The sequence below is a fragment of the Marinicellulosiphila megalodicopiae genome, assembly GCF_045862395.1.
Taxonomy (GTDB): Bacteria; Pseudomonadota; Gammaproteobacteria; order Pseudomonadales; family Natronospirillaceae; genus Marinicellulosiphila; species Marinicellulosiphila megalodicopiae.
This window is the reverse complement of the sequence record NZ_AP023087.1, coordinates 3,661,475-3,687,366: the sequence shown is the minus strand read 5'-3', so window position 1 is coordinate 3,687,366 and position 25,892 is coordinate 3,661,475. Positions and strand designations below refer to the sequence as shown.

The following is a 25,892-nucleotide window of genomic DNA, read 5'->3' as shown; positions in this document are numbered from 1 at the left end:
CATGATGATGGAAAACGGATAACGCCATGATCATGTAAACAATAAAATTAACCCTTAATTCCTAAGTCATAGATAAAATTATGAAGACTATAATTAATATAAAAGACCTTAGTTTTAAACAGATAATGCTTATATTAAGTGGAATTTGTCTGATTGTTACAGTTAGTTTGTATCGATACTTTGATCAAACCTTACCTGAGGTTGTACTTGATAATGAAATAATTAAAAATCAAATGGAAGGTTATTATTTAGAACAATGGCCTGATATAAAAAATCCAATTACCTTGACGGATGAACAATTAACCAGCATCGATACAATGTTGAAAAATATGAGTTTAGCGCAAAAAATTGGTCAGATGATCAGTGTGCCAAGTTATTATGATGACGCTCAATTGTTAGATCTGAATATTGGTAATATTCATTATGATCGATTTGTTATTAGCGAAAAGCAAAGTCGTTTAATAAGTCAAAATGATGAGTTTTATGAATCTATTTTTGAAAATAGTCATAACAAACAGTTCCCTTATATACCTCCTTTTATATGCATGTCACAAAGTGTGGGTAACTATCTTGATACAACAGCAGTCATGTTTGCGAATTCTTATGCAATTGGTGCTGCAAATGATACCGAATTAACCACTGAGTTAGGGCAAGCCATAGCAGAACAACTTTTGTCTACTGGTTTTAATTGCGTTTCTAATAATGATATTAATTATTCAATATCTGAGCATCCTTTAAAAAGTATTCAACTTTTATCGTCATATTACGCAGGTTTGTTGAGTCAACCAAGAGTATTTAGTGTTGTGAATATATCAGTGTCAGACGATATTAACTTTGATACAGATAAAAATTATTTATCTAATAATTATCTTCATGCTTTAAATTTTGGTGCTTTGGGTGTGAACATTGAACAGTTTGATAGTGCTGATGTTAAAAATAATACCATCACCAACCTTAAAGAAAAAATGCACTTCAAAGGGGTTGTGATCGCAAGTGCCAATCTGGCAGACTCTATCGATGGATGTTGGGTTGGGCAATGTGATCGGCTAATAAACTCTGGAGTGGATGTTGTAATGTTAGCACCAAGCTCCCGTGAAAATGATCGTGTTGATGAATTTATTAATAATACGATTCAATCCGTTAAGAACGGAAAGATTAAAATTAGCCGAATTGATGATGCCATTAAAAGAATATTATCCGTTAAAATGAGTTTGGGATTATTTGATGGATTGCTTCCAAGTGAAATCAGTGACCAAATGATAGGGTATAAAAAAATAATCGATTCTCACGAACAATTAGCAAATAAATTAGTGAAAAAATCTACGGTTTTATTAAAAAACGAAAATAATATTATTCCTATGAATCGTACTGGAAATTATCTAATTGCAGGTGAAGCGATAGGCGATAGTATCTATCAATTAGGTTATCCAAATAATAAGAACGGTGTGAAATTTGGTAAAGCATTTGTTCCTTATACTGATGGCGCAACCATTATTGATCCGTTATATTTAAATGAATATCGAGTGCTTGAGAGTTTAATGAATCAACACTACAAATCCACAATGAAAATTAATCGTGAACTAGTCAGATCTCCCATTCAAATGGAATTAATAGTACCTGCAAAAGAGCAATTAAAAATTGATAAATTAAATGCAGAAGAGGGGACAGATTTACGTTATGAATTTTCAGGCAAAGAATACGATATGTATTTAGAAAAATATCGTGAGAAAATTCGTGAATATGTCTCTAAATTTGATCGATTAATTTATGTTATGAATGAACCTACTCAAGAAGAGTTGGTGGGGTTTAATGCTTTTTTAAATGGTCCTCCGATTACACAGTCTAACTTACTAGAGGTTATTGAAGAGTTGGATATTGAAATTGTGGTGGTTTATCTGTCCACCAAACCTAATGCAGTTCCAGTTGCAATGAATCAAGCCGATGCATTTATAATGGCATGGCGTCCTGGAAGTGAAATAAATGCATTGATGGACTTATTATTTAGGGATAAAAATGACGAAGCGGTATCTGATTTCTCGGGTATTTTATCAAGTACATGGCCAATGCGTAGCTGTGATTTCTATAATTTTATAGCAAGCGAAACCCATGACTCTAAATTTCCGTATGGATATGGTTTGTCGGTACAAGATAAAGCCGGCGATTGGATAGAGTTAAATGAATATCTTAATTTTTGTCAGTATAGAAGGTAATAAATAATGAGTAAGTTAACGCCACATAATCAGTTCAGTGCGTATAAATTTATTACGCCGTTTATTATTATATTTTTTCTTGTCAGTTTGTTGCCATATATTATCGGCTTGTTTATGTCCTTTCACTATTGGTTTTTACTTGAAGAGTTTAAAGGTGAAAATATTGATTTTGTAGGAGTGGATAATTATTTTTTGATTTATGATGAAAAAAATATTAATAGTCTTTTTTCAAGTTTAATTGTTTTTCTTGTAGTTAGTGTGCTTTTTATTCATTTTTTTGCATTGTTATTTTCAAAATTGATAACTTATTGCTTCAAAAGTAGTCAGGCTTGGATATTACTGGCCCTAATTACACCTTATGTAGTGTCAGAGCTCGCATTGCAATTTGGTGCGGGTTATATAGATATAAAAACTCGAGCGTTTGCAGGACTTGATTTAATGGACGTCGCTTTTGAGGATGCCTGGGTTGAAATATATAAGTTGGCGGGGTTCTTTACGCTTATTTATTATATGGTTCTAAAAAGTGTACCCAAAAATATTCTGGAAGCAGCAAAGTTAGAAGGGGCGTCTATCGTAAAGGTATTTTTTGCAATTGAGCTTCCCCATATGAAAAAAATGATATCAATGATGTTTGTGCTTTCAATCGTAATGTTAATCGGTAAAGCTCGAGCCGTTGATTTTATGATTCAATTTTTATGGCAAGCTGGTGATATGGGATTAGCTTCAGTATTTACTTGGACCTATGTATATTTATTACTGATTATTGTGTTTCTTATATTCGTTTACAAAAAAATTAGACAGGCATTAAAGGAGAAACAACTATGAGTTATGTAATTAGAAATTGGTTACTTAAATGTTATGCTACTTTTTTTATGGCGATTATCGCTTATATGGTCGTCAGTCCCTTTTTTAAATATTTGGAACCTTTTTTAGATTGGGATCGTTGGCAGTCTACTTATGTGTCCTTACAATTTAGTAAAATTAGATTTAATGCCGTATTGGTAAGTTTTAAAGTGTCCATTATTGGTACCTTGGTTGGATGTACCGTTGCTACTTTAACGGCTTATGCATTAGCGGTTTATGAATTCCGTTTTAAATTAACCGTGATGATTTTACTTGTGATCATTATGATGATTCCGTTTATTGTGAATGTGGTGCCATTGTTTTTAACATTAAAATTAGCCGAGCAATATTTAAGTTTTTTAACTCAAGTACCCGTTATCTCATTTTTTACAGCAAGAAGCTTTAGTACATTACTGCCTGTCTTAATTCCTGCGTTTGGTGTGTTTGTGATCAAGCAATATTTAGAAAGTGTATTAAATAAAGAAATGTTAGAAGCGGCGAGAATAGAAGGTGCCAAAGAAGGCCGAATCTTTTTAAGATTAGTTTTACCGATGTTGTATCCTGTAATTGCCATTGTTGCTCTTAGTCAATTTGCAATCATTTGGAATAGTTACAGTATTAGTCAGTTTTTTGTAGGAGATCCCATTGAGCGCGGCCTTGCTCATACCATTGTTGCAGGTGACGCACCTTTTGGCCCAGTTACCAATGGATCATTGATGTTGATGAATATCCTAGTGATCGTGCCTATTATCATTTTGGCATTGTTATCAAGATTCATTCTTAAATTCATTAACGCTGATATGATTTCACAAGAGTAAATATTATGAATAAATTAATAGGTTTTGATGGCGTACGTGCCATTGCATGTTTAATGATTATTTTACATCATATTTCACAGCGCATGAATCCCATGCACACTCCAGATTGGCTGGCTCCGTTTATTGAATTGGGTTTTCAAAGCAATATTGGGGTGAGCATGTTTTTTGTTTTAAGTGGCGCGTTGTTATCCTACCCTTTTTGGAAGGCGCATATTAATCAAACACAAATGCCTAAAACCGGTGTGTATTTTTTAAGACGATTCGCTCGAATTGCCCCTGGTTTTTACTTGAGTTTAACCGCAACGTTTGTGTTGTCTTTTATGGTGTTTGATTCAACGTTAGATACACAGTTAATCGTGCGATACATTTCAGGTTTATTATTTTTAAACGAATTTCATTATGTAACGTTATTTCCAGCTGATGTTAATGGGCCGTTATGGTCTATTGGATTTGAAGTGTTTTCCTATGTGTTATTATTTTTGGTGATGCTTGGTCTGTTTAGGTTCTTAAAAAATAGACCGTTTACAGATGCGTTATATTATTTGTTATTTATATTTTGTTTAACAATTATGATTCATGTTTGTATCTATAAATTTATGCCAATCATTAATGAAGGGCGAGGCTGGCAGCATGGATTAACAGGTGGCGCATTAATTTGGATGCCAGGATACAACCCTATGAGTTTATTTTCGCATTTTTTCTTTGGTATAGTCGCGTCAGCTTTATTAGTGTATTTAATTGATAAAAAACAAACTTCTGATAAAGGTTTTGATTATTTTATATTGTTTAATTGGTTTGCCTTTGTCATTTATGTGTATTTTCAACGCTATGATACCTTTTTGAATATCCCTTATTACTGGCCGTTTTTTCCAATGTTAATTGGGATAACCTTGATTTGTTTACCGTTTACTAAACATGCTGCCAGAATATTAGATAATCGCTTTTTTGCGTTCACTGCCAAGATTTCGTTTGGTTTGTATGTGTGGCATTTTTTGATTATTGAGTTAATTCAAACCTTTTTGTATGAAAGTTATGGTGTGTTTGAAACTGAGCATTTATCAGTCTTTTTTATGGCATCGACGCTAACGGTTATTTTTTCTTACATTATCGCTACATTGTCGTTTTACTTAATTGAGCGACCTGTGCAAAAATGGTCGCAATCATTTAACTGATCCAATTATATGTGGCCAGAAAGTAGCGAACAGCCCAAAGAATTAAAAACAGGACTCACCACAGGCAGTTGTGCAACGGCCTGTGCGTTAATGTCTGCGCGCTTGTTGTTAAATTTATCCGATGATTTAAAAGATCAATTAGTCAGCATTACTTTGCCAAAGGGCAAAGTAGTGGAAATACCCGTTATTGATTTGAAGTTAAATAAAGACACTCAATCAGCTAGGGCCACCACAATAAAAGACGCAGGTGACGACCCCGATGCCACTCATGGTGCTTTTTTAAGCGTTGAAGTGTCGTTAGTTGACAATATGGGTGTTGAGTTTGTTGCAGGAAAGGGCGTTGGGACAGTAACAAAAACAGGCTTAGCGTTGGATATTGGTGAGCCGGCTATTAATCCTGTTCCTCGTAAAATGATCATTGAACATTTAATGCTTATCGCAAAACAAGCCCATTATAAAAATGGATTTAAAGTAACCGTTAGCATTAAAGATGGCGAAACTATCGCATTAAAAACCATGAACCCCAGACTTGGCATTTTAGGCGGGTTATCCATTTTAGGCACAACCGGTATTGTGCGTCCTTTTTCTTGTGCTGCTTATATAGCGTCAATTCATCAAGGCATGGATGTAGGGTCTGCAAATGGCGTTAAACACATTGGGTTTGCAACGGGAAATCAATCAGAACAAGCATTAAAAGATCGTCATCAATTAGCTGAAATGGCGATTATTGAAATGGGAGATTTTGCAGGGGCGGGTATTAAGTATCTTAAACATTTCTCATTTGAAAAAATTACCTTTTGTGGTGGGTTTGGCAAATTTTGTAAATTAGCTCAAGGGCATTTAGATTTACACAGTTCAAAAAGTAAAATGGATTTTGAATTTTTAAGCGAGCAAATGGCTTTGCTGGGTGCAAGTGATTTAATTATTGAAAAAGTAAAACAAGCCAATACGAGTATCGAAGTATTAAATTTGGCCATAGAGCATGATTTAGACTTGCCCGCTCAAATTCGATTATTGGTGAGCGAAACCATTAAAACTCGTGCAAAATTACCGAATATGAATTTAGATGTGATGCTTGTGAATCGTAAAGGTCAGATCATTTAACGAAATTCGCCAATCACCATTTTTAGTTTTTCAGAATAACGCACTTCAATATTGTTTATTTTTGACCAACGATTAATGATTTCTCTTCCTACGCCTCGATTTTGCGTGGCTTTTCTTACTGCCAAATAATGCGCTAAAACCTGTTGCTTGTTAATTGTTTCAACTAACATCGCACCCACTATTCGTTCATTAAAAATCCCATAAACCCAATAGGTGTTTTGTGAGCAATCAAAATCTTTTAAAGGGTATTCAAAAAATAATTTATCCATGCCATCTTTGAATTCATCTTCAATTTGAGTGTCTTTGGATTCTTTAAATATAATCGGCATATTAATTTACTTTTAATTTAATGTTGGTTCTTGGTACACAACAACAGGGTAAGATTTCACCTTCGTTGATCCATGCTAGTGGGTGAGTTAAATAAGCAACTTCGCCTTCAACTAAATCAGTGCGGCAACTTCCGCAATAACCTTCTCTGCATTGATATGATACATGTATACCTTTTGCTTCTAAACTTTCTAGTAAGTTATTTGCTTTTTGGAATTTAATTTTTGAATCAATGCCATCTACTTCAATATAGTGAATGGGTTTTTCAAATGAAGTTAAATCAAGTTGTACTTCTTCGCGTGGTGCTTCTGCATCTTCGAGAAAAAACAAAAATTCATTTTGTTCTTCTATAGCATCATAGGAAATAGGGGTGTCAGGATTTCCCGTTAGTTCAAACGCGGGAGTATCATCGGCCAAACCAACTAAAAAAAAGTCCAGTTGATTCGGATCGATTAATTTACTGCTTTTTTTGGACATAAAAGAGGAGGGGGAATATAAAGGCCAGCTAACTGGCCTTGAATTAATTAAAGGTCAAAATCACCAAAATCACTGTCGTCTAACTCAGAGTCAATTGCGCCAACTAGGTAACTTGAAATTTCAGATTCTTGAGGTGCAACTTGAACATTGTCGCTTACTAACCATGCATCCATCCACGGAAGTGGGTTGGATGTTGCGCCGAAAACTGGATCGAATCCAATGGCTTTTAAACGTAAGTCAGAAATATACTCTACATATTGGGCTAAAATATCTTGGTTGAGACCGATCATTGATCCATCTTTAAATAAATACTTTGCCCATTGTTTTTCTTGTTTGGCAGCTTGCATGAAAATGCTCACTACATCACCTTGGCACTCTTTAGCAATTTCGGCCATTTCTGGATCGTCTCTGCCTGCTGCCATATGCTGTAAAATATGTTGTGTGCCGGTTAGATGTAATGCTTCATCACGAGCAATTAATTTAATTATTTTTGCGTTGCCTTCCATTTTTGCGCGTTCTGCAAAAGCAAATGAGCATGCAAAACTCACATAAAAACGCACCGCTTCTAATACGTTTACTGAAACCATAGTTAGGTACAATTTCTTTTTCAAAGAACGCATCGATACTTCAACACTTTTGCCTTTAACTTGATGAGTGCCTAAACCTAATGTGTGGAAAATTTCAATTTCTTGAATTAAAGCATCGTAATGCTCAGTCACACTTTTTGCACGCTCTACAATTTCATCGTTTTCTGTGATGCTATCAAACACTTCTGTAGGGTTTGGCATCGTGTTACGAATAATGTGGGTGTATGAGCGAGAGTGAATGGTTTCACTAAATGCCCATGTTTCAATCCATGTTTCTAATTCTGGTAACGAAACAATCGGTAAAAACGCGACGTTAGGTGAGCGACCTTGCACAGAATCTAAAAGGGTTTGGTATTTTAAATTGCTAATGAAAATGTGTTTCTCATGATCAGGTAAATCTGCAAAATCAGAGCGATCTGTTGATAAATCGACTTCTTCTGGACGCCAAAAAAATGAAAGTTGTTTTTCAATTAATGATTCGAAAATTGGGTATTTTTGTTGATCATAACGTGAAACATTGACGTTGCGGCCAAAAAACATTGGCTGTTCTAATGCATTAATTTTTTCACGGTTAAAGGTTTCGTATGCCATTATTTTTAATCTCTAAATCGTAGCTATTAAATACACATTCAATAGCTACGTTTGTTCTGAATAGTTAATTTAAATTTTGCATGCGCCGCCTGCGCAATCATCTTCTTGTTCGCCAGCACCATCACGTGTGTTGTGGTAATACAAAGTTTTAACACCGTATTTATAAGCAGTCATTAAATCTTTTAACAATACTTTCATTGGAACGCGTCGATCGTTAAATTTATTTGGATCGTAGTTTGTGTTAGCAGAAATCGCTTGGTCCACAAATTTTTGCATGATGCCAACTAAGTGTAAATACCCGTTATTATCTGGGATATTCCATAACAATTCATAATTGTTTTTGTATTTTAAGTATTCAGGAACCACTTGTTTTAAAATACCATCTTTAGATGCTTTAACAGAAACAAAACCACGTGGTGGTTCAATTCCGTTTGTTGCATTACTGATTTGTGATGATGTTTCAGAAGGCATAAGCGCAGTTAATGTGGAATTACGTAAGCCATCTTTTTGAATGTCTTTGCGTAATGTTTCCCAATCTAACAATAATGGTTCATTACAAATATTATCTAAATCTTTTTTGTAATTATCAATTGGTAAAATACCTTGTGCGTAACGTGTTTGTTTAAATTCACGACACGGACCAAATTCACGAGATAATTGATTAGAAGCTTTTAATAAATAATATTGAATCGCTTCAAAAGTTTGATGCGTTAATTTATTTGCAGAACCATCTGAATACTTCATACCATTTTTAGCTAAGTAGTATGCATAGTTAATGACACCTACACCTAAAGTACGTCGATCCATTGAGCCTTTTTCAGCGGCTTTTACTGGATAGTTTTGGTAGCTTAATAAGCTGTCTAATGCACGTACGATTAAATCGGATAATTCTTCTAGATCGTCCAATGCATCAATCGCACCTAGGTTAAATGCTGCCAAAGTACATAATGCAATTTCACCTTCTTCATCGTGAAGATGTTTTAAAGGTTTAGTTGGAAGTGCAATCTCTAAACATAAATTTGATTGGCGAATAGGCGCAACGCTTGGATCAAATGGCGAATGTGTGTTGCAGTGATCGACGTTTTGCACATAAATACGCCCTGTTGAAGCACGCTCTTGCATAAACATTGAAAATAAATCGGCAGCTTTGATGGATTTTTTGCGAATGTTTAAATCTTGTTCATACTTTTTGTACAATGCTTCAAAGACGGTTTGATCTTCAAAAAATGCATCGTATAAACCTGGGACATCACTTGGGCTAAATAAAGTGATATTACCGCCTTCAACTAAGCGTTGGTACATTAGTTTATTAAACTGTACGCCGTAATCCATGTGACGAACGCGGTTTTCTTCAACGCCACGGTTATTTTTAAGTACTAATAACGATTCAACTTCTAAGTGCCATAACGGGTAAAATACTGTAGCAGCACCGCCGCGAACGCCGCCTTGGGAACAACTTTTAACGGCTGCTTGAAACAATTTATAAAATGGAATGCAGCCTGTATGGAACGCATCGCCGCCACGAATGTTTGAGCCTAATGCACGAATTCGTCCAGCGTTAATACCAATACCAGCACGTTGTGATACGTAGCGCGTGACCGCTGCGGTTGTTGCGCTAATAGAGTCTAACGAATCACCGGATTCAATTAAAACGCATGAGCTAAATTGACGAGTTGGCGTACGAACCCCTGCCATAATTGGCGTAGGTAAAGAAATTTTAAAATTTGAAGACGCATCATAAAAACGACGAATGTAATCCATTCTTGTATCAGCGGGGTAGCTTGCAAATAAACACGCGCCAATTAATACATATAAAAATTGAGGACTCTCAAATACATCACCGGTAACACGGTTTTGTACCAAATATTTACCTTCTAATTGTTTAACGGCTGCATAAGAAAAATTTAAGTCACGACGATGGTCTATAAAATCGTTCATTTGATTGTATTCAGCTTCAGTAAAATCCTTCATCAAGCTTGAATCGTATAAATTTTTCTCGACCATTTTGGCTACATGAGCATATAAATGTGGCGGTTCAAATTGGCCAAATGCTTTTTTGCGTAAATGGAAAATGTTTAAGCGTGCTGCTAAATATTGATAATCTGGGCAGGTTTCGCTGATTAAATCTGCTGCGGATTTAATAATTGTTTCATGTATGTCGCTTGTTTTAATACCATCGTTAAATTGCAGATGTGCTTTTAGTTCCACCTCAGATACCGATACATTGGTAAGCCCTTCTGCGGCCCAATCGACGACTTGATGAATTTTATCGAGGTCAAGGGGTTCTTGGCCACCATTTCGTTTTGTGACAATAAGATTTTTGTTCATTAAAAGACCATTAGTAATGTTCTGTGGGTGCGAAGCAAATGGAAACAATCCGTGTGCGCTTGCAGTAGCAAATAGCTCAAAAACAGGAAAATATTATTCAAAAGTGAATGAATAAAAGAACTGACAGAAAAGTTGAGCTTTTTCACCTAACCACTAGATGTTGTGTTTAGAAAATCAAGAGAGCACAAGATAGTGTGTATTGGGGATTGTTGCAAGAGGGAATTTTACCAAAAAAATCAAAAAATAATGAATGTTAGCACTCGCTTACTTATAAAGCTGTTTTTGTAAAAGATTGTAAAAAATCAAGTGGAAAAAACTTTTTTTTTACAGTTTTTTTTTAGGAATTGGCATGGTGAAAATTGATTAAAAAGCAAGCAGTGCTGATCATAAAGTGAGCCAATTAATAGAGTGTTTTTTCACCAGCTGGGCGAGTCTTAAAACGCTTATGTAACCATAAGTATTGTGGTGGGAATTGTTCGATTTCTGACTGGAGCCATTTGTTGTAAATTAAAGCGTCTTGTTCATCATTTGCACTTGGAAAATTTTCTGGTTTAAAAAATCGAATTTCATATTTACCATGACTGACTTCAAAATAGGATGTGAATAGAACTTGAGCGTTTGATATTTTAGCTAAACGTGAGGTCGCGGTAATGGTTGCAGTTTGTGTATTAAAAAATGGAACAAAAATACTGTCTTTTCGACCGTAATCTTGATCCGGTGCATACCACATAACCTGATTTTGTTTTAATGTTCGAATCATGCTTTTTACATTTTTGCGATCAATGCAAGACTGGGTAAATTTACTTCTTGATTTAATCATGAATTGGTTAAGAATTGGATTGTTATGATGGCGATGCACTGTGTGATATTTAGTGACATTACTCAAAAGCGATCCGGCAAGATCTAAAATTGTAAAATGCCCGCCAACTAATAATACGCCTTCTTTTGCTTCGATTGCTTGGTTTAAAATATCTAAGTTAGTAAAGGTTACTGAATTTTTGAAGGTTGATGTTGGGCGACACCATGCGCTGGCGGTTTGAAAATAACCAAGTACATTGGTGTAAAAAGTGCGTTTGGCTAATTTGATTTGTTCGCTTTTGTTTAATTTTGTGAAGCAGATTTCAATATTTCGAAGAGCAATTTTCCTTCGGGATTTGATTAGGTGCCAAGACAAAAAAGCAATGAATTTCGCGAGTGTTTTTTGGGCAACTAAAGGAGAGTAAGCAATAAAATAAAAGAACGCTATCAGGTAATAGGCATTGATGGTTTGTTTGAAATTAGGTTTGCGTTTCACTTTTATAAATTACCTTTAAATATAATGTGTCGATTGCTGAATCTGAATGTGGCAAGTTTGCACAAACGGGTCTAGTATAACTGTTACAAATTGTAATTACCTAATCCAAAAATTAACTGGTTATTTAACACATTATGGCAAATTCAATTCCTAAAGCGGTGACTCGATTAAAAGGCGCACACAAGATCGTTACTTGGCTGCATGCATGGCAAATTCGACGTAAAGCCCGTAAAGATATTAAATCCATTAAAAAATTACTAAAGTAATTGTCAATTCAATGCTGCTAGAAACTCTTCAATCTGTGTTTGATTAAAGATCTGTATGTGGTTTGATTGCAAAAGTGACGCCGTCACCCCCGCCTGTTTTATTAATGTTTTACTAAATGTCCCATCATATGTTTGCTCATTTCCACAGCTTGGGCTATTTTTTGCCATTAGTGCGATGCCTATGTTGTGTTTCAAACACAGCTCTAAAGTTAACTTAGCCCCTGTTATAAATGCTTCTGTCACATCAATATTGGATTGGGTTCGTACAAACTGCTGTTTATCAGTATGAATGATTTCAGCGGGCGCTCTTGGAGTGGGTAATCCACCAAGCATCTCTGGGCAGGCTAGTACGATGCGTTTATCTAATTGAAGCAATTTAAGGGCAGGGTGATCAACTAAATTATGCTTGCCATCATAACGTACGTTTTGTCCCATCAAGCATGCGCTTATTAAAATTTTATGGCTCATAATGAAAACTAAGGGTGATCAATTCTTGTAATACCTGTAAATCAATATCAGCTAGTTTATTAATATAAAGACAGGCTTTACTTGTTTTGTGTTTGCCAAGCTTGCTTAACAGTTGATCATATTGAGCAAATCCTGAGATTAAATACAGTGCAATATATTGTTTGCGTGGTGAAAAACCAATTTTTAAAAAATCTGTAACTGAGCCGTTAGCGTATTGAATCTTTGTGTTACCAAACCCAATTATGCTTTGTCCCCACATATCTCCTGGTTCTTTGCAAATATCACAGAATAGGTCGTATAACACTAAGCCATCGCGTTTTCGTGTTTTGTGCTCGACTAAGTTTAAAAATTGTAAAATATTCCCATCGTTTTTTTGAGTCTTGATTTCGGTCATTGGTTGTTCACTTTTTTAAATCTAACATCTAATAAAACCACCCATTTCACGGCTAATCAACCCTTTTATTTCCAACTCAAATAATAGTTGTTGGGCGTTATGAAACTCAATGCTACAGATATAAGCCAATATCTCGATAGGTTGAGGTACATCGTTAATTAATTTGAACATGTTGTTTTGTTGTGGGGTTAAATTAATTGAAGGGGCCTGGTTTGGCTCAATAGGTGTTGGGTATTGATTGCGCCATTGTATGATGTCCAGTACATCTTGTGCGCATTGAATTAAATGTGCACCCTGCGCGATAAGGGTGTTACAACCTTGCGATGCGTCAGATAATGGGGATCCAGGAACCGCCATGACTTCTTTGTTTTGCTCTAATGCTAATCGTGCTGTAATTAATGATCCGCTTTTTTTGTGAGCTTCAATCACTAATACACCAGAAGATAATGCACTGATGATACGATTTCGTTTGGGAAAATTAAAACGGCTGGGTTGAGTATTTAATGCAAATTCACTAATTAGTGCGCCATTAGATTGAATCTTTTCAAAAAGTATTGCGTTTTGTTTGGGATAAACGCCATCAACGCCTGTACCTAATACTGCAATAGTCGGTGTGCCCTGTTCGATGGATTGAGAATGAGCAATGGTGTCGATCCCTAAAGCGCCGCCGCTGATTAATTGAAGGTTTTGCTCTGTCAGTTGCTTACAAATTTGTTGAGTAATTTGAATGCCTGAAGCGGTACATGCTCGAGACCCAACCACTGCAATTTGTGTATTGTTTAATAAATTAACATCACCTTTAACCCAGAGTAAAATAGGAGGGTCAGCGATTTGTTTGAGAAGGGCGGGGTAGCGCTCATCATTAATGTGTAATAGAAACTGTTGTCTATCAGGGTTGATCCATTTGAGGTTTTGCTCAATGAGTGACCAGTTTTCATGGTCGGGATCATTGCGCATTTGATGAAGTGTTGTGCGAGCTTTAAGTGGGAATAATTGGGTTTGTTCCAATATGTGTTTTGGGTTGCGCTGAACTTGGTAAAAATCATTCAATCGTTTTGAACCAAGTGACGGTAAAAAATAAAGCGTTAACCAATAAGTTAACTCATTATCAAATTGCGAGAAATTGTCCATTTTCAATATCCTAATAACAAAAAAGACAGCTCGAAGGCTGTCTTTTAGTAAAGCTGAATATTTTAAATGCGCAATTATTTTGGTGAGATGCCAAGGTCGCCAACACGAATTGGATTAAACGCTTCTAAAATTAATGCATAGCTTGTTTTTTCATCGACAGAAAATATCATTGCCAAACCAGCTTCAACATTAGGTAGTTTGTATTTTAGACGGGTTTTAGGATCCACAGCTGTGCCACCATTTTGTACAATTGAAAGCATATTGCCAACTTCTAGGCCATCTCTTGTCCCTTTACTTATTAATACAACATCATATTGTCCAATTGCACTTACACCGCGTGAAACCGATAAGATATGAGCGCGAATATCTCCACTAGGTGCGCTTGGTGTATAAAACGGTTCAATATAATTATTTTGAACTGGGTAAAGAAAATCCCCAACACGAATATTAAATTGTGTGTTCTGAAGGGTAAGGGAGTGAACCCCGTTTTCTTCTTCAACGTAATCCGCTAATCCAAGTGAACGAATTTCTAAGCCTAATACTTCTTTGGTGTCAGGGTCTTTGTGTAACTCACCTTTACGGTACACCATATAATTAGTGATGTTTGAATCGAATGTGCCAACAGCATAGATTCGATCGCCGCCGCCTAGTACCAAGCGACCATCACGGCTTGCTAATATATGGGGTTTATTTTCGATATCAGCAGGATTAACAACTTGATTTCGATTTAAGAAAAATTCGATGTGTTCACGTGGAATGGTTTGAATTGCCGAGTCCGTTGGGACCACAATTGGCTTGGGCACCAATACAACGGTTCCATCAGCTCTTACATAAGTAGAGTCTGTATCTGAATTTGAAATAGCGGAAATAGTATCATTGCCTGATGACCAATTATTATTAGTATAATCATCGTTATTGGAGTTGTTTGACGAACCATTTTGATTGGTTGTGTTGCCTGGGTATGAGTCGGTGTTATTGTTGTCGATAAATTGCTGGCCAACAGTGGATACTTTGCACTTTTCCATGTCATCACAATTTAAGAATAATACATCACCTGGATAGATTAAATGAGGGTTCTCAATATATTCGTTATAGCTCCAAATTTCAGGCCAGCGCCATGGAGAATGTAAATACATGGATGAAATGTTCCATAAAGTATCGCCTTTTACGACGGTGTATTTTTCAGGAGCATCTTGTTTAATCTGTAAACTATCGCCTTCTTCCATGCGATCTGCCAACAATGCAGTGCTGATGCACAAACCCATTGTGAGTGAGATTATTTTTCTCATCTTATCTATACCTATTTCAAACTGACTTTTTAAAAGCCATCTATTAAGGAAACTATATATTTATGAAACTCTATTAATTCAACATTATGTCACGATTAAGTGCGTTTTGTGTACATTTTAGAATAGATTTTAACCTAAAGACTTTATTTTTTGTGATGTTAACAACGATTTCGTCTGACTTTATATGAATTGGTTAATAATAGTAACTATATCGCTGATGATTGCGCTTGTAAAAACAGAATTTGAATGTTGCTGAATCACAATCAAAAAATGAATTTATTTAATTGAGGATTCTATTTTTACAGACAATTAACTTCAAATCAGTAAATTAAAAATGAGTAATTGATATTAAAGTGAAGAATTTTAGATTACAGGCATACAAATGCTGTTAAATTTTTTACAATACCGCTCTTTTTTTGTGATAGATGATACAAACATGGCCTTACTCGATATTTTAGAATTCCCAGATCCGCGACTGCGTATCAAAGCAAAACCCGTTGAAACGTTTGATGCTCGTATAGAAAAGCTGTGTGAAGACATGGTCGAAACCATGTATGACGCACCAGGCATCGGTTTAGCAGCTTCTCAAATAAACGTACACGAACGTGTCATTGTTGTGGATGTGTCAGAAGATCAATCAGCACCTTTAAAGTTAATCAACCCTGAGTTGACATTAACAGGTAATAAAATCGATTATCAAGAAGGCTGTTTATCGGTACCTGGTTTTTATGAAGAAGTGTCTCGAGTGGACAAAATCACCGTAAAAGCATTCAACGAAAAAGGCGAAGCCATTGAATTTGAAAGCACAGATTTAGAAGCGATTTGCATTCAACACGAATGTGATCACTTAGATGGCAAGTTGTTTGTTGATTACTTATCAACATTAAAGCGCAATCGAATTCGTAAAAAGTTAGATAAGATCCATAAAGAGCAATCCAGACAAGGGTAATCATGAGAGTCATTTTTGCTGGGACACCAGAATTTGCTAGCGAGCATTTAAAATGTTTGGTTGAGGCGGGTTATAACGTAGTGGCCGCTTACACTCAGCCAGATCGTCCTGCTGGACGCGGACGTAAAGTGCAGGTATCTGACGTTAAAGCCGTGGCTGAGGAATATAATATTCCCGTCGAACAGCCTTTAAATTTCAAAAGTGAAGAATCGTTACAAATATTAGCTGCTTATCAGGCTGATGTAATGATTGTGGCGGCTTATGGCATTATTTTACCAAAAGTAGTTTTAGATATGCCTACCTATGGTTGTTTAAATGTACACGGTTCTATTTTGCCAAGATGGCGCGGCGCGGCACCTTATCATCGTGCAATATTGTCAGGTGATAAACAAACCGGTGTCACTATTATGCAAATGGACGTCGGTTTGGATACCGGTGATATGTTGGTGAAGCATTATTGCGATATTTTAGAGAGTGATAATGCAAGTATTTTGCATGACCGTTTAATTGAAGTGGGTCAAAGCGCGCTACTTGAGGCATTAGACCAGCTTAAAAATGGCACGTTAAAAGCCGAAAAACAAAACCCAGATTTAGCCACTTACGCCCATAAACTTAGCAAAGAAGAAGGCAAAATAAATTGGCTGCAATCAAGCGAAATGATTTTACGCCATGTACGCGGTTTAAACCCGTGGCCAGTGGCTTATAGTTTTGTAGAAGATTTGCCTATTCGAATTTGGGAAGCTAAACCGGCTGCGAATATTTTTTCAAAAAAAGGCTTTCCTGGCGAAATTATTGCCATTAAACCCAGTTTGATTGTGGCAACTCAAGATGGTGTAATCGAAGTACAAATGCTTCAAGCGGCGGGCTCCAAAGCCATGAACGCATCTGATTACATCAACGGAAAAGGCCAGTGGCTTCAAATAGGAATGCATTTTGTCAGTTGATTATAACGTTTATCGATCGGATGCGAGTCCTGCGCAATTAAGATTATTGGTTGCTCAAGTAGTCAACCAAGTTGCTCATCATGGCGACAGTCTTTCTAATCTTTTACCTATGTATTTGCCGAAAATAGGCGAAGATCAAGCCAGTTTGTTTCAAGCTTTGGTCTACGGAAGCATAAGGCAGTATTTTCAATTAAGAAAACTTGTGCAAACCAAACTTAAAACCCCCCTTCGTGGTAAAGAGGTCATTGTCGAATCTTTGTTAATTGTGGGGTTATATCAAATTTTATATAGCCGCATTAAAGAGCATGCAGCAATTAATGAAACGGTTAATGCTTGTGATCTATTAAATAAAGAATGGGCAAAAGGGTTAATTAATGCGGTTTTGCGTGACGTGTTGCGTGACAAAGACGCTGTGTTAGAGCAAATCCAAACCTTCGAGAATTTCCCTAAGTGGCTAGTTAAACGCATCAAAAAAGATTGGCCTAAATATAAGGCGGATATTTTCGAGCAATCTGATCTTCAAGCGCCCATGTCACTTCGTCTTTCAAAGGCCATTGTGCCTGAAGAATATTTGCAAGATTTAGAAGAAGAGGGCATCGATGCTCAGTTAAGTGAAATATCCAAACAGGGCATTCGACTAGAAAATGCCTGTGATGTTTTGGATTTACCCGGTTTTGAAGAAGGGTTAATCAGTGTTCAAGATGAGGCGGCACAATTAGCCGGTCAGTTATTACCTATAAAAGACGGCGATCATGTTTTAGATGCGTGTTGTGCTCCAGGTGGTAAGAGCATTCATTTATTACAACAAGCTGATATTTCTTTAGTTGCTTTAGATCAAGATGAGCGCAGAATGGCGCGTGTTCATGAGAATTTAGAGCGCGCAAATGTTCAGGCAGATTGTATTGTTGCAGATGCAAGTGATACGCAATCGTGGTTTGACGGTAAACAATTTGATGCAATCTTATTAGATGCGCCTTGTTCAGCAACGGGTGTTATTCGTAGACACCCAGACATAAAACTTTTGCGTCGAGACACAGACATTGAAGCGTTAGCTGAATTACAAAAGAAAATTCTAGATTCATTATGGCCTTTATTAAAAACAGGTGGTTATCTTTTATACGCAACCTGCTCCATTTTAAAGCGAGAAAACGAACAGCAAATGAACGATTTTTTGTATCATAATAAAGATGCTAAAGAATGTGATTTACCTGAAGGTTTTGGGATACCAACAAAAATAGGGCGACAGATGTTGCCAAATGGCCACGATGGCTTTTATTATGCGCTATTACAAAAAATTAAATGAATGTATAAGCCACCTAAGAAAATAAAATAATATGAAAATCATCATTTTAGGGGCGGAACGAGTGGGTTCCACCTTAGCTGCTACGCTTGCCAATGAAGACAATGATATCACTGTTGTGGATATCGACGCGGTTAGATTACGTGAATTACAAGACAAGTTAGATATCCGAACCATTCAAGGCCCTGGCGCTGACCCAGATATTTTGTTTCAAGCGGGTGCTGAAGATGCAGATATGTTGATTGCGGTAACTGGCTCTGATGAAACGAATCTTGTTGCGTGTCAAGTGGCCTATTCATTATTTAGAACCCCTTTAAAAATATGTCGTATTCGAAATCATCAGTATCTACGATTTAAAGACAAATTATTTGATCCAAACCCTACTCCTGAAAGTTTTCCTATTGATGTCATTATCTCACCAGAGCAAGTGGTGACGGATTATATTGTAAAATTAATTCGTTATCCCGGTGCCTTACAGGTATTGGACTTTGCAGGTGGTTTGGTTCAACTTGTTGCCATTCAAGCGATCAAGGGTGGTCCATTAGTTGGTCATCAATTACAAACCATTCGTGACCATATGCCTGATGTTGAAGCTCGAGTTGCTGCTATTTATCGCCAAAATCACTCGATTATTCCAACGGGCGAAAGCATTATAGAAGATGGTGATGAAGTATTTTTTATTGCGGCCAAGAAAAATATTTTCTCGGTAATGAGTGAATTACAAGAGCGAGAAAAAGACTATAGGCGCGTGATTATTGCTGGTGGCGGGAATATCGGTTTTTCATTGGCTAAAAAAATTGAGACATTTTGCTCGGTGAAATTAATTGAACGAGATCCCAATCGTTGTTTATGGTTGTCAGAAAACTTAGAAAAAACCTTGGTGTTAACAGGTGATGGGTCTGATAAAGAACTGCTTCTTGAAGAAACCATCGAAAGTACCGATATATTTTTAGCATTAACCAATGATGATGAAGCCAATATTATGTCTTCTATGTTGGCAAAACGCTTAGGTGCTCGAAAAGTGATGACATTAATTAATAATCCGGCTTATGTGGATTTGGTGCAAGGCGGTGAAATTGATATCGCTATTTCACCTTCGCAAGCTACCATTGGTAGTTTGTTGACTCATGTTCGACGTGGGGATATTGAGAATGTGCACGCTTTAAGGCATGGCGCAGCTGAAGCATTAGAGGCCATTGCTCATGGGGATGCAACTTCCTCTAAAGTGGTCGGGCGTGCAATTAATGATGTCGACTTACCTGATGGTGTCACAATTGGTGCTGTGGTTCGTGGCGAACAAGTAATTATAGGCACTGGAGATGTGGTCATACAAACCGATGATCACGTCATTATGTTTTTGGTCGATAAAAGCAAAACGCCTGAAGTGGAACGTTTGTTCCAAGTCGGCTTAACGTTCTTTTAAGGTAGATCGATGCATTTAACTGTAATTTTAAGGGTTTTAGGTGTTTTGCTGATGTTATTCAGCTTTGCCAGTCTGCCTTCTGCTTTTGTTTCGTTGTGGTATCAAGATCATACTTCGGAGCCATTTTTTGTGGCGTTTGGTTTGACTTTTTTAGCGGGGCTATTGAGTTGGTTTCCAGTTAGAAAACACAAACATGAGTTAAGGACTCGAGATGGGTTTTTAATTGTTGTGTTGTTTTGGTTGGTCTTAGGGTTTGCTGCATCGTTGCCGTTGTATCTTGCTATGGATGTCATTAGTTTTACTGATGCTTTTTTTGAAGCTTTTTCAGGGTTAACCACAACTGGCGCCACCGTTATTGTTGGCTTAGATGATCTGCCAAAATCCATTTTGTTTTATCGTCAACAATTACAATGGTTAGGTGGGATTGGTATTGTTGTGTTAGCTGTTGCTGTTTTACCAATGTTAGGTGTTGGTGGCATGCAGTTGTATCGAGCTGAAACACCGGGTCCTGTTAAAGATTCCAAACTCACTCCTCGTATTACCGAAACCGCAAAAGCTCTATCTTTGATTTATTTATGGCTAACGATTATTTGTGCAGTGGCATATAAAGTAGCTGGAATGAGTGTGTTTGATGCGATTTGCCATGCTTTTTCAACGGTTGCGATCGGTGGGTATTCCACTCATGATTTATCTATAGGTTATTTTGATAGTTGGTTAATTGAATCCATTGCCGTATTTTTCATGCTATTAGCCTCTGCTAATTTTAGTTTGCACTTTTTTGCGTGGCGTAAAAAAAGCATTAAACATTATTTCGTTGATGCTGAATTTAAATTCTTTTTAGCTGTAGCCGTTTTAATATCAGTGATTGCCTTTTTAACATTAGCTTACACTGGAAGGTATGAGCCGTTAGCGTCTTTGCGTCATGGTGTTTTTGAGTCTGTATCAGTATTAACCACAACAGGGTTTGGTACAGAGAGTTTTTCAACATGGCCTTTGCTATTACCTATATTGTTGTTTTCTTCCGCTGTAATGGGGGGGTGTGCAGGTTCAACAGCAGGTGGTATGAAGGTGTCACGAGTTTTGTTGATTATCAAACAGGGGTATCGTGAAATCAAAAGGTTGATTCACCCACAGGGCGTATTTCCAATTAAATTAGGTAAAAAGCCAGTGTCTGACAAAGTGGTTCAGGCGGTTTGGGGGTTTTTCTCAGTTTACACATTGGTGTACATCGTTATTATGATGTTGTTAATGGCAAGCGGTTTGGATTTTGAAACTTCTTGGTCAGCAGCTGGCGCAAGTTTAAATAATTTAGGTCCTGGTTTAGGGACAGTGGCTGACAATTATAAATATATTAATGATTTTTCAAAGTGGGTGTTATGTCTTGCGATGTTATTGGGTCGCTTAGAAATTTTCACTTTATTAGTCGTACTGACACCAATGTTCTGGCGAAGATAGTCAGATCAATTTTCAACGATGCACAATATGTATGGACGTGTATAATGCGCTCACTAATTAGGGGTAAGATAAATGCAAGAAAACAATAATTATTCAAATTCACATGATGATGAAATAAATCTTGGAGAATTGTTCATCAAACTTTGGGATCAAAAATGGATGATCGTGATACCAATGGTTTTGTGTGTGCTATTAGCTATTGGATATTCAGTAACACGACCAGCGGTTTATCAAGTCAAAGCGGTTTTAACACCACCAGAAAATGATCAATTATTGGACATTAATTTAAATGGTTTAACTCAATTTACGCCAGAGTCTGTGTTTCGACTGTATTTTAAAGAGTTAAAATCTCCAGCAGCATTACGCGAATATTATCAATTAACTAAATGGTATGAGCCTGAATCTGAATCTGAATCTGAATCTGAATCTGAATCGAACAAACAAGCTGAATCATTAACCCAAAGTGAAATTGATAGCCGTTTTTTATCATTTTTAAATGGTATGGATGTAAGTAACTCAACTCCAGATTTTTTGAAGAAGACCGTAGATGGAAAAATCGTGACAGGCAGTGAAGCAAGTTTACTTCAAGCAGATATTGCTTGGAATACATCAAACTCAGCAAAAACTGCCGAATTTATAAATGGTTACCTATCTTTTGTAAATAAACAATTAATTGCCAAAATTCACAAAGAACAAAGTGCTAGTAAAGCGCAGCAATTAGCGGAGCTTACTCGTATTCAAAATTTAGCCTTGAATGTTGAAAAACAACAGCGCGAATTAAATATTTTAAAAATGCAAGAAACACAGAAATTAGAAATCAGCAAAGTAGAAGATGAAATAGAACGTTTAGTGAATGCGCATTATGAGAATCTAGAAACGCAATTAGTTCAGCTTAAAGAATCTTTAGCAATTGCAGTAAAATTAAACATAGTAGAGCCCAAATCCTTGGAAGATTTTTATGCAGATTCTAAAAATTTAGGACAGATTGAAATTTATACAACAGACAAATCTGACCGATCTAAAGATTATTTGTTAGGCAGTAAATTTTTAAATGCTGAAATTCAAGAAATTGAAAAACGTCGTAAAGATACGCGCTTTGTTGAAGGGCTTTCAGTGCTAAATCAAAAATTAGCTGAAGTGAAAAAAAATAGACAGCTAGAAAGCCTTAAAAATCGAATTGATGATAAACCTTATGTTGAAGCATATTTAAAGACACTCGATAAAGTTGCGCAGCTTTCAAATTATAACCTTGAGTTTAATGAACCAGAATTTTACCAAGTGATACAACCTGCGTTAGCACCTGGAGAATCAGTTGGGCGAAATAAAAATATTTATTTAGCGTTAGGCTTAGTAATTGGCGCAATGATAGGTTTGATGTTAGCCCTAATAAGTATTGCTGTTTCTAATTATAGAGAAAAAAATAAAACTAACGCTTAAACGCTTTTTAAGCGTGACATTCAAAATATTTAATTTGGCCCAGTGATGGGTCATTTGCATTTTTAAAATAGGTCAAATTATGTCCAAAAAACCTGAAACATTTCAAGAATTAATTTTATGCCTGCAACAATTTTGGGGCGAAAAAGGCTGTGCCGTTTTACAACCTTTGGATATGGAAGTAGGTGCAGGGACATCACATCCTGCCACATTTTTACGCGCATTAGGCCCTGAAACTTGGAACTGTGCGTATGTACAACCAAGCCGTCGTCCAACCGATGGTCGCTACGGTGAAAACCCAAATCGCTTGCAGCATTATTATCAATTCCAAGTGATTCTAAAGCCTGCGCCTAAAAATATTCAGCAATTATATTTAGATTCATTAGAAGCGATTGGTGTGGATCCATTAGTACACGATATTCGTTTTGTTGAAGACAACTGGGAAAACCCAACATTGGGTGCTTGGGGATTAGGTTGGGAAATTTGGCTAGATGGCATGGAAGTGACTCAGTTTACTTATTTCCAACAAGTTGGCGGCATTGAATGTTTTCCTGTTACCGGTGAAATCACTTACGGTCTTGAGCGTCTTGCTATGTATTTACAAGGTAAAGATTCAGTTTATGATTTAATTTGGACATATGATCCTGAAGGTAATCCAGTCACTTATGGTGATGTATTTCATCAAAATGAAGTTGAGCAATCAACGTATAATTTTGAACATGCAGATGTAACAGGTTTATTGGCGGCATTTGAGCGTCACGCTGATGAAAGCGCAAAAATGATCGAAGCCAATTTACCATTACCTGCTTACGAGCATGTATTAAAAGCAGGACACTGTTTTAATTTATTAGATGCTCGCAAAGCCATTTCGGTAACAGAGCGTCAAAACTATATTTTGAAAATTAGAGGCTTGTCACGTGAAGTGGCTCAAAGTTATTACGAAAAACGTAAAGCATTAGGTTTCCCAATGGCACCTAAGCACTTACGTGAACAAGTGCTGGATCAGGAGAAGTAAGCATGTTGAAACAAGATTATTTGATCGAATTAGGTACTGAAGAGTTACCACCGACTTCTCTAAAAAAATTGCGTGATGCATTTTTATCAAGTTTTGAAGCTCAATTAAAAGAAGCAGGTTTAGAGTTCGATGGTGTTGAAATATTTGCAGCACCTCGTCGATTGGCAGTGTTATTTAAAAACTTAGACGACACACAAAAAGATTTACCGTTTGAGCGTAAAGGGCCAAGCAAAAAAGCAGCCTTTGATGCATGTGGCGAACCGACAAAAGCATTAGCTGGTTTTATGCGCGGCGCAGGTTGTACTGTAGATGATTTAGTCACCATCGATACGCCAAAAGGCGAATGGTTGATGTATCAAGGTATGACAAAAGGACAGGCAACAAAATCATTGTTACCTTTAATGTTGACCGAAGCGTTAGCTAAATTGCCTATTGCAAAAAGAATGCGTTGGGCTGATCGTCGTGACGAATTTGTACGTCCAATACAGTGGTTAGTTTTTTTAGAAGGCTCTACTGTCATTGATGCTGAAATTATGGGCGTTCAATCTTCAAACACATCACGTGGACATCGTTTCCATTGTAATGAAGAAATTGAAATCACAAACCCTAATGACTACGAATCGTTATTACAAAAAGCCTATGTAATTGCAAGTTATGAAAAACGCCAAGCCATCATTAAAACAAACGCTCAAAAAGTAGCGGCAGATAAAGGCGTAACCGTTATTATTCATGATGATTTATTAGATGAAGTGACATCACTTAATGAGTGGCCAGTTGCATTAATGGGGCAGTTTGAAGAAGCGTTCTTACAAGTGCCACAAGAAGCATTGATATCATCAATGAACGAACATCAAAAATACTTCCATACTGAAAATGATCAAGGTCAAATACAGCCACACTTTGTATTCATTGCTAATATTGAATCTAAAAAACCTCATGTTGTCATTGAGGGTAACGAAAAAGTCATTCGTCCTCGTTTAGCCGATGCTAAGTTTTTTTGGGACACTGACAAAAAGACGCCTTTGGTTGAGCGTTTAGAAAAATTAAAAAGCATCACGTTCCAAAAACAATTGGGCACGTTGTTTAATAAAGTAGAGCGTATTTCAAATATTGCCAGTCAAATTGCTGTGAATACACAGGCTGATTTAGAAACAGTGCAAACTGCTGCTAAATTAATTAAAAACGATTTAACTTGTGACATGGTATTTGAATTTACTGACCTTCAAGGTATTGCGGGTAGTTACTATGCAAAACACGATGGTTGGAGCGATGAAATCAGCGCGTCTATTAATGAGCATTATTTACCAAAATTTGCAGGGGATGAATTACCAGCAACACCAACAGGTATTACATTAGCAATTGCTGATCGTATGGATACCATTGTGGGTTTATTTGGTATTGGACAGCCACCAACAGGTACAAAAGATCCTTATGCATTACGTCGTGCAGCTTTAGGTGTATTGCGTATTTTAGTGGGCAAAAACATTGAGATTAATTTACACGAATTAATCAAATGCGCTTATGATCAATTTGATAATTTGCCTCAAGGCGAAGCCGTAATCGAACAAGTTTACCAATACATGTTAGATCGTTTTAGTGCTTGGTATTCAGACGAAAACGTAGCACCAAGTGTTTTTCAAGCGGTACGTGCCATTAATCCACAACAGCCTTGTGATATTAATTTACGTGTACAAGCGGTCAGTGAATTTTTACAAATTGCTGAAGCAAAAGATTTAGCAGCAGCGAACAAGCGTGTAAGTAATATTTTAGCGAAAGTGGATGCATTGCCTTCACAAGAAGTGAATGAAACATTGTTAACTGAATCTGCTGAAAAAGCATTGTTTGAAGCAATTGTTAGCAAAAAACAAAGCGTGTCTGATTTAGTTGATCAAGCAAAATACAACGAAGCATTAAATCAATTAGCAAGTTTACGTGATGTAATCGATGCGTTCTTTGAAGACGTAATGGTTAACCACGAAGACGATGCTATTCGTTTTAACCGCTTAGTGCTGTTAACACAATTACGTCAATTATTTTTGCAAGTGGCGGATATTTCCGTACTGCAATTTTAAG

The 25,892-nt window shown here is 36.6% G+C and carries 23 protein-coding genes; 14 read left to right on the top strand and 9 right to left on the bottom strand.

Annotated features, from left to right (window positions below):
- Nucleotides 1–80: 80 nt before the first annotated feature.
- Genes TYM08_RS15885 through TYM08_RS15865 form a run of 5 tightly spaced genes read left to right on the top strand, consistent with a single transcriptional unit; the run spans nucleotide 81 to nucleotide 6,147 of the window.
- On the top strand, nucleotides 81–2,210 hold the full coding sequence (locus TYM08_RS15885) for a glycoside hydrolase family 3 C-terminal domain-containing protein (protein WP_422380130.1): 2,130 nt from the start codon (nucleotides 81–83) through the stop codon (nucleotides 2,208–2,210).
- Between the two features lie 6 nt (nucleotides 2,211–2,216).
- Nucleotides 2,217–3,035 (top strand): carbohydrate ABC transporter permease, encoded by an 819-nt coding sequence (locus TYM08_RS15880; RefSeq protein WP_422380129.1) that lies wholly within the window; start codon nucleotides 2,217–2,219, stop codon nucleotides 3,033–3,035.
- Nucleotides 3,032–3,871 (top strand): ABC transporter permease subunit, encoded by an 840-nt coding sequence (locus TYM08_RS15875; protein WP_422380128.1) that lies wholly within the window; start codon nucleotides 3,032–3,034, stop codon nucleotides 3,869–3,871. The genes TYM08_RS15880 and TYM08_RS15875 overlap by 4 nt, the downstream gene beginning before the upstream one ends.
- A 5-nt stretch (nucleotides 3,872–3,876) precedes the next feature.
- Nucleotides 3,877–5,043, top strand: coding sequence for an acyltransferase family protein (locus TYM08_RS15870; protein ID WP_422380127.1), 1,167 nt, complete (start codon nucleotides 3,877–3,879; stop codon nucleotides 5,041–5,043).
- Nucleotides 5,044–5,052: 9 nt separating this feature from the next.
- Entirely contained in the window at nucleotides 5,053–6,147 is a 1,095-nt protein-coding gene (locus TYM08_RS15865; protein WP_422380126.1) for a cobalt-precorrin-5B (C(1))-methyltransferase, read from the top strand.
- Here the strand turns inward: TYM08_RS15865 and TYM08_RS15860 are convergent.
- From TYM08_RS15860 to TYM08_RS15840, 5 genes are all read right to left on the bottom strand, one after another.
- Nucleotides 6,144–6,476 (bottom strand): acetyl-CoA sensor PanZ family protein, encoded by a 333-nt coding sequence (locus tag TYM08_RS15860; protein WP_422380125.1) that lies wholly within the window; start codon nucleotides 6,474–6,476, stop codon nucleotides 6,144–6,146. The genes TYM08_RS15865 and TYM08_RS15860 overlap by 4 nt on opposite strands.
- 1 nt (nucleotide 6,477) lies before the next feature.
- Entirely contained in the window at nucleotides 6,478–6,951 is a 474-nt protein-coding gene (gene yfaE, locus TYM08_RS15855; RefSeq protein WP_422380124.1) for a class I ribonucleotide reductase maintenance protein YfaE, read from the bottom strand.
- A gap of 47 nt (nucleotides 6,952–6,998) precedes the next feature.
- Nucleotides 6,999–8,129, bottom strand: a complete 1,131-nt coding sequence (gene nrdB / locus TYM08_RS15850; protein ID WP_422380123.1) for a class Ia ribonucleoside-diphosphate reductase subunit beta — start codon at nucleotides 8,127–8,129, stop codon at nucleotides 6,999–7,001.
- Between the two features lie 69 nt (nucleotides 8,130–8,198).
- Nucleotides 8,199–10,457, bottom strand: a complete 2,259-nt coding sequence (gene nrdA, locus TYM08_RS15845; RefSeq protein ID WP_422380122.1) for a class 1a ribonucleoside-diphosphate reductase subunit alpha — start codon at nucleotides 10,455–10,457, stop codon at nucleotides 8,199–8,201.
- Nucleotides 10,458–10,857: 400 nt separating this feature from the next.
- On the bottom strand, nucleotides 10,858–11,751 hold the full coding sequence (locus TYM08_RS15840; protein ID WP_422380121.1) for a lysophospholipid acyltransferase family protein: 894 nt from the start codon (nucleotides 11,749–11,751) through the stop codon (nucleotides 10,858–10,860).
- Between the two features lie 134 nt (nucleotides 11,752–11,885).
- On the opposite strand from TYM08_RS15840, the gene TYM08_RS15835 reads away from it, so the two are divergent.
- Nucleotides 11,886–12,017 carry a hypothetical protein gene (locus TYM08_RS15835; RefSeq protein WP_422380120.1) on the top strand — a complete coding sequence of 44 codons (132 nt, stop codon included), beginning with the start codon at nucleotides 11,886–11,888 and terminating at the stop codon, nucleotides 12,015–12,017.
- Nucleotides 12,018–12,020: 3 nt separating this feature from the next.
- On the opposite strand, the gene TYM08_RS15830 is transcribed toward TYM08_RS15835, so the two are convergent.
- From TYM08_RS15830 to TYM08_RS15815, 4 genes are all read right to left on the bottom strand, one after another.
- Nucleotides 12,021–12,485, bottom strand: a complete 465-nt coding sequence (locus TYM08_RS15830) for a DUF523 domain-containing protein (RefSeq protein WP_422380119.1) — start codon at nucleotides 12,483–12,485, stop codon at nucleotides 12,021–12,023.
- Nucleotides 12,475–12,879 carry a DUF1801 domain-containing protein gene (locus tag TYM08_RS15825; protein ID WP_422380118.1) on the bottom strand — a complete coding sequence of 135 codons (405 nt, stop codon included), beginning with the start codon at nucleotides 12,877–12,879 and terminating at the stop codon, nucleotides 12,475–12,477. The genes TYM08_RS15830 and TYM08_RS15825 overlap by 11 nt, the downstream gene beginning before the upstream one ends.
- Before the next feature lie 21 nt (nucleotides 12,880–12,900).
- A complete protein-coding gene (gene dprA / locus TYM08_RS15820; protein WP_422380117.1) occupies nucleotides 12,901–14,010 on the bottom strand; it encodes a DNA-processing protein DprA in 1,110 nt (369 codons plus the stop codon).
- Between the two features lie 74 nt (nucleotides 14,011–14,084).
- Nucleotides 14,085–15,236 (bottom strand): LysM peptidoglycan-binding domain-containing protein, encoded by a 1,152-nt coding sequence (locus TYM08_RS15815; RefSeq protein WP_422382841.1) that lies wholly within the window; start codon nucleotides 15,234–15,236, stop codon nucleotides 14,085–14,087.
- A 499-nt stretch (nucleotides 15,237–15,735) separates the two neighbouring features.
- Here TYM08_RS15815 and def point away from each other — a divergent pair, with 499 nt between their 5' ends.
- The 8 genes from def (at nucleotide 15,736) to glyS (ending at nucleotide 25,891) form a co-directional block, all read left to right on the top strand.
- Complete coding sequence (def, locus tag TYM08_RS15810; RefSeq protein WP_422382840.1) at nucleotides 15,736–16,248, top strand: peptide deformylase; 513 nt, start codon at nucleotides 15,736–15,738, stop codon at nucleotides 16,246–16,248.
- A gap of 2 nt (nucleotides 16,249–16,250) precedes the next feature.
- The gene (gene fmt, locus TYM08_RS15805) at nucleotides 16,251–17,192 is read left to right on the top strand and encodes a methionyl-tRNA formyltransferase (protein WP_422380116.1); all 942 of its coding nucleotides are present in this window, start codon (nucleotides 16,251–16,253) and stop codon (nucleotides 17,190–17,192) included.
- Nucleotides 17,182–18,495 carry a 16S rRNA (cytosine(967)-C(5))-methyltransferase RsmB gene (gene rsmB / locus TYM08_RS15800; protein ID WP_422380115.1) on the top strand — a complete coding sequence of 438 codons (1,314 nt, stop codon included), beginning with the start codon at nucleotides 17,182–17,184 and terminating at the stop codon, nucleotides 18,493–18,495. Before fmt ends, rsmB begins: the two co-directional genes overlap by 11 nt.
- A gap of 31 nt (nucleotides 18,496–18,526) precedes the next feature.
- Nucleotides 18,527–19,915, top strand: a complete 1,389-nt coding sequence (gene trkA, locus TYM08_RS15795; RefSeq protein WP_422380114.1) for a Trk system potassium transporter TrkA — start codon at nucleotides 18,527–18,529, stop codon at nucleotides 19,913–19,915.
- A gap of 9 nt (nucleotides 19,916–19,924) precedes the next feature.
- Nucleotides 19,925–21,370 carry a TrkH family potassium uptake protein gene (locus tag TYM08_RS15790; protein ID WP_422380113.1) on the top strand — a complete coding sequence of 482 codons (1,446 nt, stop codon included), beginning with the start codon at nucleotides 19,925–19,927 and terminating at the stop codon, nucleotides 21,368–21,370.
- 72 nt (nucleotides 21,371–21,442) lie between these two features.
- Nucleotides 21,443–22,807, top strand: coding sequence for a Wzz/FepE/Etk N-terminal domain-containing protein (locus tag TYM08_RS15785; protein WP_422380112.1), 1,365 nt, complete (start codon nucleotides 21,443–21,445; stop codon nucleotides 22,805–22,807).
- Between the two features lie 79 nt (nucleotides 22,808–22,886).
- Complete coding sequence (gene glyQ / locus TYM08_RS15780) at nucleotides 22,887–23,819, top strand: glycine--tRNA ligase subunit alpha (protein ID WP_422380111.1); 933 nt, start codon at nucleotides 22,887–22,889, stop codon at nucleotides 23,817–23,819.
- A 2-nt stretch (nucleotides 23,820–23,821) separates the two neighbouring features.
- On the top strand, nucleotides 23,822–25,891 hold the full coding sequence (glyS, locus tag TYM08_RS15775; protein ID WP_422380110.1) for a glycine--tRNA ligase subunit beta: 2,070 nt from the start codon (nucleotides 23,822–23,824) through the stop codon (nucleotides 25,889–25,891).
- The last annotated feature ends 1 nt before the right edge of the window (nucleotide 25,892 follow it).